The following is an 11,783-nucleotide window of genomic DNA, read 5'->3' on the forward strand; positions in this document are numbered from 1 at the left end:
TCCGCGACATCAGGGGCGTTGAACAGGTGGCGGACGCAGGCCGGGCCGGACAGTGAGGAGCGCGGCACGCAGCGCCGCGGCCAGGCTCCCGAGCCGGGTGAGTTCGCCGCTGTCGGCCGTCATCCGGCGGATCACCCCGCACCGGTGCGCGAGCCGCTCCCGGGCCGTCACCGTCCCCCAGCTCCAGTCCTCGTACGGGATCCTGGCGAACTGGTCGACGGTGCCGCGCTCGGCCCGCGGCACCAGTGCGTCGCCGCGCAGCAGCCAGCCCGCGCACGCGTCGACGAGGCTGCCCTGTACGTCGGTGCCGGTCGTCCGGCGCCACGTGGCGCGGTAGGCGGTCTCCGCCGCGTCGAGGTGCGCTCGGGTGGGGACGGTGACGCACCAGCAGGTGGGGAACCCGATGTGCAGGTAAGCGAGTTCGACGAGGCCGTTGCCGAGAGCCGCCTGCTCGAAGTCGATGAACTTGATGCCGTCGCCGGTGTGCAGGTCGTTGCCGGGGCAGGGGTCGCCGTGCAGCAGCGCCCGGCCCGGGGCGGCGGCCAACCGGCCGGTCAGGGCGGTCAGTTCGCCTCTCGTCCCGGGTGGCACGGCGGCACCGAGCGCGTCCGCGAGCGCGAGGAGAGCGTTCACGTCCCGGTGGTCGGGGCCGGACCAGGCGGGCAGAGCGGCGTCGGCGCCGGTTGCGGTCGCCGAGTGGAGCCGGGCGAGGGCCTGCGCGTACCCGATCACCCAGTCCGCGCGCGGCTCCCGGTGCTCCAGATGTTCGAGGACCAGGATCCGCCGGTCAGGATCGGCCCGCAGGAGCCGCGGCACGACCAGTGGCTCGACCCGGGAGGCGAGCCGCAGCGCGGTGACCTCGCGCGCATACCGGTCGGCCGCCTCCGGAGCGTCGACGAGCTGCTTCACGACCACGGGCGTCCCGGCGAGCTCGGCCCGCCACAGCCGCGACCGCGGCCCGTCCCACTCCCTGGCCCGGCGCACCCCGGTCAGCTCCGGCAGCGGACCGCTGCGGCGCCCGATCATTCCTGCCGGACGGGAAGGAGCCCGCGCTCGCCGAAGACCTTCTTGGCGACGAACGTGGCGTTGAGCGCCCGGGGGAAACCGCAGTACCCGGCCGAGTGCAGCAGTGCCTCGACGATCTCCTCGGGGGTGAGGCCGACGTTCAGCGCGGCGTTGATGTGGACCTCCAGCTGCGCTTCGCAGCCGCCCAGCGAGGTGAGGATGCCGAGCGTCACCAACTGCCGGTCGCGCGGCGGCAGGGCCGGCCTGCTGTAGATCTCGCCGAATCCCCAGGCGACGATCTGGTGCGCCATCTCGGGACTGATGTCACCGAGGGCGTCGATCACGCGCTGTCCGGCCTCGCCGTCGACGCGGCTCAGCGTCTCCATGCCCCGGTCGAAGCGCTCCTGGCGGCTCATGGACGTCCCCTTCCTGCGGCTTCCGCTGCGATCTCCCGCGACGTGCGAGGAGACCTGCCCCGTGCCATCGTAAAGAAGGTCATATATGGGGTGAATACCCCGAAAGCAGCCGCAAGCAGTCACCGGGAGGCCCTCATGTCCTCGAAGCGACGCCGCAAGAAGAAGGCCCGCCGCAAGCACGCGGCGAACCACGGAAGCCGTCCGCAGTCCTGACCGACGGCCGGGCGGCGGGTCAGGCGTGCTGCACGACCCGTGTCGCCGCCGTCGCGGCCGCCCACTCGGTCACCAGAGCCTCGTACTCCGCGCGGTCGGCGGCGGACAGCCGGCCACCCGTGCGCGCCCAGAGGTCACGGATCTGATCGTTGACCACGTCGGCGGACCGTTCGGAGCGCGGGGTAGGAGTGGAGGACATGTGAACGAGGGTAGGGGATCGGTGCGACTTCGCGCTCCGTTGCGTCACGTGGTCATCGCCATGTGTGATGTTCGCCATTCCGCGCAACCTCACGGCTTGCGCGCGACTCCTGCGTACAGGGGAACCGGTGTGCCGTCCCGCTCCTCGTCGACCGCGAGCTCAGGATGCCAGTCGGGCAGCCAGACCACACCCGGTTCGAGCAGCTCAAGCCCGTCGAAGAACGCCGTGAACTCCTCACGCGTGCGCGGTACGAGGGTGACCCCGCCGGCCGCATACATGTCCACGGCCTGCTGCGTGCGCTCCGGGTCGTAATCGGACGCCAGTTGGGACAGGACCAGATGACTGCCCGACGGCAGCGCGTCCACCAGCGTACGGACGATGGCGTACGCGCCCTGCTCGTCCGGGATGAAGTGCAGCAGCGCGATCAGCGACACGGCGACCGGGCGGTCGAAGTCCAGGATCTCCCGGGCCAGTTCGAGGATGCGGCCCGGCTCGCGGGCGTCCGCCTGGAGGTACCGGGTGACGCCCTCGGGCGTCCCGCGCAGCAGCGCCTCCGCGTGCGCGAGGACGATCGGGTCGTTGTCGACGTAGACGACGGCCGCCTCGGGCACGGCACGCTGGGCGATCCGGTGCAGGTTCGGCTCCGTCGGTATGCCCGTGCCGATGTCGAGGAACTGGCGCACACCGCGCCGCGCCACGAGCATCCGCGTCGCCCGCTGCATGAACCAACGGTTGTGCCGCGCCCCGTACTTGGCGGTCGGCTCCATCGACGTGATCTGCCGGCCCAGCGCCTCGTCCACCGGATAGTTGTCCTTGCCGCCGAGGAACCAGTCGTACACCCGGGCCGGATGCGGCTTGCTGGTGTCGATGCGGGGCGTGGGGGACGTCTGCGTCATGGGCAACTCCCGGTTCGGCACGGCCTGTTCGAGCGTACGTCCGATCATCCTGCCGTACGGTGGTGAGGCGCGCGGGGCGATCGGGGAGGATGCCCGTATGAGTCACTCTCCGAAGCGTCTGGACATCGCGCGGGCCGCTCTCGCCGACTGGCCGGTGATCCGCGGCTGGGCCGCCGCCGAGGGGTGGAACCCCGGACTCGCCGACGGCCCGAGCTTCTTCGCGCAGGACCCCGACGGCTTCTTCCTCGGCCGGATCGACGGGGAGCCCGTCTCCGCCGTGTCGGTCGTCAACTACGGCGACGCGTACGCCTTCCTGGGCTGCTACCTCGTCCGCCCCGACCTGCGCGGGCTCGGTCACGGCATCGCCACGTGGCGGGCGGGCCTCGCGCACGCCGGCGCGCGGACCGTCGGCCTCGACGGGGTCGTCGCCCAGCAGGACAACTACCGGAAATCAGGCTTCCGGTTCGCCTACCGCACCATCCGCTACGAGGGCACGGCGCACGGCCGCGCACCCGCCACGGGCATCGTCCCCGTCGGCACCGACCTTGCCCCCGTCCTCGCCTACGACAGCGCCTGCTGTCCGGCCGACCGGCCCCGCTTCCTGGAGTCGTGGCTCACCACAAAGGGGCACACGGCGCTGGCCCGCGTCGTCGACGGCCGCGTCACCGGGTACGGGGTGCGGCGCCCCGGGCACGACCTGCCGCGGATCGGACCGCTGTTCGCGGACACGGCGGACGACGCCCGCGCCCTGTTCGACGCCCTCGCGCCCGCGGGGGAGCCGGTCGGCATCGACGTACCGGCGACGAACCCCGACGCCGTGGCGCTCGTGACATCGCGCGGCCTCACCCCCGGGTTCGAGACGGCCCGCATGTACACCGGCGCCGTCCGGCCGTTCGCCCAGGGGCGCGTCTTCGGCATCACGACCCTCGAACTCGGCTGAGGTGAGCGGCCGTCCGCGTCAGGCGGTGAAGCCGCCGTGCCGCCCCTCGCCCGCCACGAAACGCCCCGCGCCCTCGATCCCCTCCGTCAACACGCCCACCCCGTGCCGGAGTTCGCCCCGCATCGCCGTCTCCTCGTCGAGGCCGCCCTGCTCAAGCACCGACGCCCGGTCGCTGCGCAGACACGCCTGCGGGAAGGACGCGATCCGCGCGGCCAGCGCCTGCGCCTCCGCGCGGGCCCGGCCCGGCGGCACGACACGGTTGGCGAGGCCCATCTCGTACGCCTCGCGTGCCGGTACGGAGCGGCCGGTCAGGACGAGGTCGAGGGCGCGGCTCTCCCCGATCAGGCGCGGCAGCCGCACCGTGCCGCCGTCGATCAGCGGCACGCCCCAGCGGCGGCAGTACACCCCGAACACGGCGTCCTCCTCGGCGACCCGCAGGTCGCACCAGAGGGCCAGTTCGAGGCCGCCCGCCACGGCGTGGCCGCTGACCGCCGCGATCACCGGCTTCGACAGGCGCAGCCGGGTCGGCCCCATCGGGCCGTCCCCGTCCCGCGCCACCCGGTTGCCGCGCTCCGTGCCGACGGCCTTGAGGTCGGCGCCCGCGCAGAACGTGCCGCCCTCGCCCCACAGGACCGCCACCCGCGCGTCGCCGTCCGCCTCGAACGCCCTGAAGGCATCGGCGAGTCGAGCCGCCGTCGGACCGTCGACCGCGTTGCGGGCGTGCGGGCGCGACAGGATGACCGTGGTGACGTGCCCCTCGTGTTCGACCCGGACCGACGACATGCGGGACTCCCCTCAAGCGGCGCTGCGATCGGCTACTCGACCTTCAGGGTCAGTCTGGCCCGTGCCGTCGAGCTGTTCCCCACGAACAGCTCGAACGTCCCCTTCTCCAGCCGGAATTCACCCTCCGGGTCGTTCGTCCAGAACCCGAGGTCGTCCGCGCCCAGCATGAACCGGACGGTCGTAGCGGCTCCCGCGTCGAGGGCGACCCTCTTGAACCCCCGCAGCCTGCGCACCGGTTGTGCGATGCTCGCCGCCACGTCGTGGACGTACAGCTGCACCACCTCGTCGCCCGCGCGGGAGCCCGTGTTGCGCACGGGCACCGAAACCTGCACCGTGTCGCCCTCGCGCAGTGCGGCCGCCGGGATGCTCGCGCGGTTCAGGGACGGCGTGCCCAGCTCGAACGTCGTGTAGCTCAGGCCGTGCCCGAAGGGGAACTGCGGGGTCGGCGGCAGGTCCAGATACGTGGAGGTGAACTTGTTGTCCGCCGCGTAGGGTCGGCCGGTCGACTCGTGGTTGTAGTGGACCGGGAGCTGGCCGACGGTCCGCGGGAACGACACGGGCAGCTTGCCGCCCGGGTTCACCGTGCCGAACAGTACGTCCGCGATCGCGTGCCCCGCCTCGATGCCCGGATGCCAGGCCTCCAGGACGGCCGGGGCCGAGTCGAGCCAGTCGCCGACCGTCAGCGGGCGACCGTTCACCAGGACCACCGCGAACGGCTTCCCGGTGCCGGCCACCGCCGCGATGAGCTTCTCCTGCGCGCCGGGCAGCGAGAGGTCGCCGCGCGCCGCAGCCTCACCGCTCAGCGCCGCCGGCTCACCCACGACCACGACCGTGACGTCCGCGGCCCGCGCCGCAGCGACCGCCGCGTCGATCCCGGAGACGTCCGCGCCGTCGGGGCCGACGCCGCGCGCGTACGTGACCTGCGCGTCCGGCGCGGCGGCCCGCACCGCGTCGAGGACCTTCACCGCCGGGAACCGCTCCGCCGCGGCCGGCACCGTCCACGTACCCAGCAGATCGGCCGAATCGGCGAACGGGCCCACCAGCGCGAGGGAGTTGACCTTGGGGGAGAGAGGCAGCACGCCCTTGTCGTTCTTCAGCAGGACCATCCCGCGGGCCCCTGCCGCCCGCGCCGCTCCGCGTGCCGCCGCCGACGGCCCGGTGATCGCGGCGGACGCGTCGACGTACGGATCGTCGAAGAGGCCCAGCTCGTGCTTGAGGCGCAGGACGCGCGCGACCGCGTCGTCGATCCGCCGCTCCCGGACCCTTCCCGCGCGCAGCAGGCTTGTGCCGTGGGTGAGGAGGTTCGTGCTGGTCATCTCCATGTCGACGCCCGCGTTCAGCGCCAGGCGCGCCGCGTCCGCGCCGTCCTCGGCGAAGCCGTGCGCGATCAGCTCCTGCACCCCCGCCCAGTCGCTGACGACGAACCCCTCGAAACCCCACTCCTTCTTCAGGATGTCGGTGAGGGTATGCGTGTTCCCGTGGGCCGGGACGCCGCTGATCGTGTTGAACGACGCCATGACCGTCGCCGCGCCCGCCTCCAGCGCCGCCTTGAACGGCGGGAGGTACAGATTCCGCAGCCGCGACTCGGACACGTCGACCGTGTTGTAGTCGCGGCCGCCCTCGGCACCCCCGTACGCGACGAAGTGCTTGGCGCAGGCGGCGACGCGGTCCTTCGCGCCGTACCCGGAACCCTGGTAGCCGCGCACCTTGGCGGCCGCGAACTCGGCTGTCAGGTACGGGTCCTCGCCGCTGCCCTCGGCGATCCGGCCCCAGCGCGGCTCGCGCGTGACGTCCATCATCGGGGAGAACGTCCAGTGCACGCCGTTCGAGCGGGCCTCCTTCGCCGACACCTCGGCGTCCGCACGGGTCACCTCCGGATCGAAGCTCGCCGCCTGCGCGAGCGGGATCGGGAAAGTCGTCCAGAACCCGTGGATCACGTCCAGGCCGAAGAGGAGCGGGATGCCGAGCCGGGACTCCTCGACGGCGATGCGTTGCAGCGCGTTCGTGGTCGTCGCGCCGAAGATGCTGAGCACCGAGCCGAGCCGGCCCGCCCGCGCCGCGTCCTCCACGGCCTTCGTCGATCCCGAACCGGGGTTGAGGTCGTAGGACCAGGGAAGCTGCTGGAGCTGGCCGAGCTTCTCCTCCAGGGTCATCCGGGCGAGAAGGTCCCGTACATCGCTGTCGTACGGCTTCGGACGGGCCGAAGCGTGGGGGGAGGCGAGGGCGGACGCGGCGGCGGTGACGCCGATCGCGGACAGCAGGGTACGTCTGCGGAGTTCCGGCATGGTGTCGTTTCCTGGTGTTCCGGCGCCCGCAACTTGTGGGGTGGGCGCAACAATTGAGGCGAAGGTATGTTTCGGGTGATTCCCGCGAAGGCTTGACCTCAATATTGGTTGAGGTCCTAGCGTCATCCGTATGAGCATGGAGACCACAGCCTGGACGCAGCTGCACAGCGTCATGAACGCCCAGAACGGCGGCCCCGGCGGCCGCCCCTTCGCCCGCGCCACCCTGCGCCGCATCGCCGGCTTCGCCCGGCCGCACCGCCGCCGCATCGCCCAGTTCGTCCTCCTGAGCATCGTGACCGCGCTGCTCGCCGTCGCCACGCCGGTCCTCGCGGGCAACGTCGTCAACGCCATCGTCGGCGGCCACGACCAGGGGCACGTCGTCCGGCTCGCCGTTCTCATCGCCGTCATCGCCGTCGCCGAGGCGGGTGTCGGACTGCTCGCCCGCTGGCTCTCCTCGAACCTCGGCGAAGGCCTCATCCTCGACCTGCGCACCGCCGTCTTCGACCACGTCCAGCGGATGCCGGTCGCCTTCTTCACCCGGACCCGCACCGGCGCCCTGGTCAGCCGGCTCAACAACGACGTCATCGGTGCCCAGCGTGCCTTCAGCAACACCCTGTCCGGCGTCGTCGGCAACGTGGTCACCCTGCTCCTGACCCTCGCCGTCATGCTCTCCCTGTCCTGGCAGATCACCCTCCTCGCGCTGCTCCTGCTGCCCGTCTTCGTGCTGCCCGCCCGCCGCATGGGCTCCCGCATGGCAGGGCTCCAGCGCGAGGCCGCCGCCCACAACGCGGCGATGGGCACCCGGATGACCGAGCGGTTCTCCGCGCCCGGCGCCACCCTGATCAAGCTCTTCGGACGGCCCGGCGACGAGTCGGCCGAGTTCGCCGAGCGGGCCCGCCGGGTGCGTGACATCGGCGTGCGTACGGCGATGGCGCAGTCCGCGTTCATCACCGCGCTCACCCTCGTCTCGGCCCTCGCCCTGGCCCTCGTCTACGGCCTCGGCGGCTACTTCTCCCTCGAAGGCACCCTGGACGCCGGCGCCGTCGTCTCCCTGGCCCTGCTCCTGACCCGCCTCTACGCGCCGCTGACCTCCCTCGCCGGGGCTCGCGTCGAGGTCATGAGCGCGCTCGTCAGCTTCGAGCGGGTCTTCGAGGTCCTCGACCTCAAGCCGCTCATCGAGGAGAAGCCCGACGCCCGCGAGGTGCCCGACGGCCCGGTCGCCGTCGAGTTCGACGACGTCCGCTTCGGCTACCCGTCGGCCGACAAGGTCTCCCTCGCCTCTCTCGAAGAGGTCGCCTCGCTCGACACCCGCGGCGGGGCCGAGGTCCTGCACGGCGTCTCCTTCCGCGCCGAACCCGGCCAGACCGTCGCCCTCGTCGGCTCCTCCGGCGCCGGCAAGTCGACCGTCGCGCAGCTCCTGCCCCGCCTCTACGACACCGACTCCGGCGCCGTCCGCCTCGGCGGCGTCGACGTCCGCGACCTCAGCGCGACCTCGATCCGCGCCACCCTCGGCATGGTCACCCAGGACGGCCACCTCTTCCACGACTCGGTCCGCGCCAACCTGCTGCTCGCCCGGCCCGAGGCCACCGAGGACGACCTCTGGGACGTGCTGCGCAGGGCCCGCCTCGACACCCTCGTGCGGTCCCTGCCCGACGGCCTCGACACCGTCGTCGGCGAGCGCGGCTACCGGCTCTCCGGCGGCGAACGCCAGCGCATGACCATCGCCCGCCTGCTCCTCGCCCGCCAGCGCGTCGTCATCCTCGACGAGGCCACCGCCCACCTCGACAACACCTCCGAGGCGGCCGTCCAGGAAGCCCTCACCGAAGCCCTCGAAGGCCGCACGGCGATCGTCATCGCCCACCGTCTGTCGACCATCCGCGCCGCCGACCAGATCCTCGTTGTCGAGGACGGCCGGATCGTCGAAAGCGGTACGCACGAGACGCTCCTCGCCGCGGAGGGGCGCTACGCCGAGCTGTACCGCACCCAGTTCGCCGAAGCGGACAAGACGGCGGTCGCGGAGGCCGCGTGAAGGTACGGCGAACGTCTCGGAAAGAGGTCAACTCGGTTCCCGCAAGGGCCAGTTGACCTCTGCCGCGGCGGCATACCCGCGGTTACGCTGGCTCCATGCTGCTGGGTCGGACAGCGGAATGCGCCCGCCTCGCGGACCTCGTCGACGACGCCCGCAGAGGACGCAGCGCCGCCCTCGTCATCCGCGGCGAAGCGGGCATCGGCAAGACGAGCCTGCTCGGACACGCCGAGACGCTCGCCCATGACCTCACGCGGCTGCGCACCCACGGCATCGAGTCCGAGACCGGCCTTCCGTACGTGGGCCTCGCGGACCTCTTCCGGCCGGTCACCGACCACCTCGACCGGATCCCCGGCCGGCAGGCCGCCGCCCTCACCGGCGCCCTCGCGCTCGGGCCCGCCGTCGACCAGGACCGGTTCGCCGTCGCCGCGGGCACGCTCAGCCTGCTCGGCGCCGTCAGCGAGAGCGGCCCGGTCCTCGTCGTGGTCGACGACGCGCAATGGCTCGACCCGTACTCCCTGGACGCCCTCGCCTTCGCCACCCGCAGGCTCGGCCGCGAAGGCGTCGTCGTCCTGTTCGCCACCCGCGACACCGATACCGCCGCCTCCCGCCTCGCCCCGGTCGAGACCCTCACCCTGCGCGGCCTCGACACCGCCTCCGCACGGCAGTTGGTCGCGGGCGAACCCCTCCCCGCGCACGACGTCAACTGGCTCCTCGCCGAGGCGCGCGGCAACCCCCTCGCCCTCGTCGAACTCCCCGCGCTGCTCGCCCGCGGCGGCCACCGCCCCGACACCGGAGCCCCGCTGCCCATCGGCGAGATCCTCGCCCACACCTTCCACAGCGCCGTCGCCCGGCTCCCCGAGCGCACCCAGGACGCCATGCTGCTCCTCGCCGTCCTCGGCCCGCGCCCCCTCGCCGGCACCGAACGAGTGCTGCGCGCGCACGGGTTGAGCTACGCGAGCCTCGAACCCGCCGAGCGCGCGGGCCTGATGACCGTAGAGGAAGGCGCGTACGTCTTCCGGCACCCCCTGATCCGCTCCGGCGTCTACCACGGGGCGACCGCCGTGCGCCGCTGGCGTGCCCACCGCACCGTCGCCCACGCCCTGGAGGACGCCCAGGCACCCACGGCCCTGGAGCGGTACGCCTGGCACCTCGCCGAATCGGGCGCCGACCCCGACGAACAGGTCGCCGCCGGACTCGAACGCGCCGCGTCCGGCGGCCCCGGCAGCCTCACCCTGCCCCTCGCCGCCCGCCTGTACGCGCACGCCGCCCGCTTCACCCCCGACGACGAACACCGGGCACGGCGCCTGCTCTCCGCCGCCCGTGCCGCCCAGGCCGCGGGCTCCCTCGACGAGGCCGCCGACCTGCTCGACCGCGCCCTCGGCCACGCCGCCGAGGAGCGCACCCGCCTCGACATCCGCCAACTGCGCTGCTACGTCGACATCCAGCGCGGCCGCCCGGCCCGCGCCCGCGAACAACTGCGCGCCGCCGTCGACGAGGCGCGTCGCGTCGACCCCGCCCTCGCCGCCGTCATGCTCGGCGGCATCACCCTCACCGAACTCGCCATCGGCGACCTCACCGCCGCGCGCGCCACGTCCGCCGAGTCGATGCGGATCGCCGACGCGTACGGCGACATCCCCGCGACCCTGCCCGTACGGCTCCTCCACGCCCTCGTCCAGCTCCTCGGCGGCGACGCGGCCGAGGGTCGCACCCTGCTCCGCGCGCTCGAAAAGCCGCTGTCCGCACCCGACTTGGCGTTCCCCTACCCGGTCTCCGGCGTCGGTGGCCTGTGCTACCTCGCCACCGAGGAACTGGACACCGGCCACGACCTGCTCGACCGCGCCGTGCACGCCGCCCGCGCCTCCAGCACCGTAGGACTGCTCGCGCACCTCCTCGGCACCCTGTCCGTGATCGAGTACTGGCGCGGCGACTGGAACGCCTCCCTCGCGCACGCCGACGAGTCCGCCCGGCTCGGAGAGGACACCGGACGCGTCATCGAGGTGTGCCGGGCGCTCGCCGCGCAGGCCAGGACCGAGGCCGCCCGGGGCAGGGAAGCCGACTGCCGCCGCCACGGCGCCCAGGCCCGCTCCCTCGCGACGGCCGCAGAACTCCCCATGGACGCCGCCCGCGCCGACGGCGCCCTCGGCCTGCTCGAACTCGGCCTCGGCCGCTTCGAGGAAGCCGCCGGACACCTCGAACGGGTACGGGAGTTCTCCCTCGCCCACGGCCGCGGCGACGGCCTCTACCTGTCCTGGGCCGCCGACCTCGCCGACGCCTACCTCCACCTGCACCGCACCGACGAGGCGTACGACGTCCTGCGCGTCCTGGAGCACGAGGCGGGCCGCGGACACCGCCCCCTCACCGCGGCCGCCGCCGCCCGCTGCCGCGCCCTGCTCGAACCCGCCGACGCCGACCGGCACATGGACCGGGCCCTCGCCCAACTCGCCGACGTACAGGCCCCGTTCGAGCGTGGACGGACCGAGTTCGCGCGCGGAGAACTCCTGCGCCGTCAGGGCCGCCGCTCCGAGGCGCGGCGCTGGCTGCACCGCGGGCACGCCACCTTCGAGCGGCTCGGCGCGAGCGGCTGGGCGGCCCGCGCCGCCGCCGAACTCCACGCGGCGGGCGGCGACCGCGTCCCGGCGGGCCGCACCCCGCTCGACGGGCTCACCCCGCAGGAGCTGCGCGTCGCCCTCGCCGTCGGCCGCGGCGTCACCAACCACGAGGCGGCGGAACAGCTCTTCCTCAGCGTAAAGACGGTCGAGTTCCACCTCGGCAACATCTACCGCAAGCTCGACGGGGTGCACCGCAGGGCCCAACTCGTGCGCCTGCTCAGCCGGTCAGGACCCTGAACACATCACAGCGGGGGTGCCCTGTCGGGCACCCCCGTCCCCCGTACCCCCGTTGGATCCCCCGTTGGTTCCCCCGTGGTCGAAAGCCCCGTGAGCTTCCGTGTCTCCACGATGGACCCGGGCGGCTGATCGGGCCACGGTGAAAACCCTGGGATCGGGGCCCGGGGACGT

At 73.1% G+C, this 11,783-nt stretch carries 9 protein-coding genes; 3 read left to right on the forward strand and 6 right to left on the reverse strand.

Annotated features, from left to right (window positions below):
• Positions 1 to 9: 9 nt before the first annotated feature.
• The 4 genes from AB0L37_RS20400 to AB0L37_RS20415 form a co-directional block, all read right to left on the reverse strand.
• On the reverse strand, positions 10 to 1,026 hold the full coding sequence (locus tag AB0L37_RS20400) for a phosphotransferase (protein WP_365507008.1): 1,017 nt from the start codon (positions 1,024 to 1,026) through the stop codon (positions 10 to 12).
• Positions 1,023 to 1,421: a carboxymuconolactone decarboxylase family protein gene (locus AB0L37_RS20405; RefSeq protein ID WP_365507011.1), complete on the reverse strand. Its 399-nt coding sequence runs from the start codon at positions 1,419 to 1,421 to the stop codon at positions 1,023 to 1,025. Before AB0L37_RS20405 ends, AB0L37_RS20400 begins: the two co-directional genes overlap by 4 nt.
• A gap of 232 nt (positions 1,422 to 1,653) precedes the next feature.
• A complete protein-coding gene (locus tag AB0L37_RS20410) occupies positions 1,654 to 1,833 on the reverse strand; it encodes a hypothetical protein (RefSeq protein ID WP_365507013.1) in 180 nt (59 codons plus the stop codon).
• Between the two features lie 89 nt (positions 1,834 to 1,922).
• Complete coding sequence (locus AB0L37_RS20415; RefSeq protein WP_365507340.1) at positions 1,923 to 2,729, reverse strand: SAM-dependent methyltransferase; 807 nt, start codon at positions 2,727 to 2,729, stop codon at positions 1,923 to 1,925.
• A gap of 97 nt (positions 2,730 to 2,826) precedes the next feature.
• Here AB0L37_RS20415 and AB0L37_RS20420 point away from each other — a divergent pair, with 97 nt between their 5' ends.
• Positions 2,827 to 3,669, forward strand: coding sequence for a GNAT family N-acetyltransferase (locus AB0L37_RS20420; protein WP_365507016.1), 843 nt, complete (start codon positions 2,827 to 2,829; stop codon positions 3,667 to 3,669).
• A gap of 18 nt (positions 3,670 to 3,687) precedes the next feature.
• Here the strand turns inward: AB0L37_RS20420 and AB0L37_RS20425 are convergent, their stop codons facing one another.
• Positions 3,688 to 4,452, reverse strand: a complete 765-nt coding sequence (locus AB0L37_RS20425; RefSeq protein WP_365507019.1) for a crotonase/enoyl-CoA hydratase family protein — start codon at positions 4,450 to 4,452, stop codon at positions 3,688 to 3,690.
• Between the two features lie 32 nt (positions 4,453 to 4,484).
• Complete coding sequence (locus AB0L37_RS20430; RefSeq protein WP_365507020.1) at positions 4,485 to 6,737, reverse strand: glycoside hydrolase family 3 N-terminal domain-containing protein; 2,253 nt, start codon at positions 6,735 to 6,737, stop codon at positions 4,485 to 4,487.
• Between the two features lie 136 nt (positions 6,738 to 6,873).
• Between AB0L37_RS20430 and AB0L37_RS20435 the strand changes: the two genes are divergently transcribed.
• Positions 6,874 to 8,766, forward strand: coding sequence for an ABC transporter ATP-binding protein (locus tag AB0L37_RS20435; RefSeq protein ID WP_365507342.1), 1,893 nt, complete (start codon positions 6,874 to 6,876; stop codon positions 8,764 to 8,766).
• A gap of 95 nt (positions 8,767 to 8,861) precedes the next feature.
• Entirely contained in the window at positions 8,862 to 11,612 is a 2,751-nt protein-coding gene (locus tag AB0L37_RS20440; RefSeq protein WP_365507023.1) for an AAA family ATPase, read from the forward strand.
• Positions 11,613 to 11,783: the final 171 nt, after the last annotated feature.

Origin of the sequence: Streptomyces sp. NPDC052225 (assembly GCF_040679615.1) — a bacterium.
Taxonomy (GTDB): Bacteria; Actinomycetota; Actinomycetes; order Streptomycetales; family Streptomycetaceae; genus Streptomyces.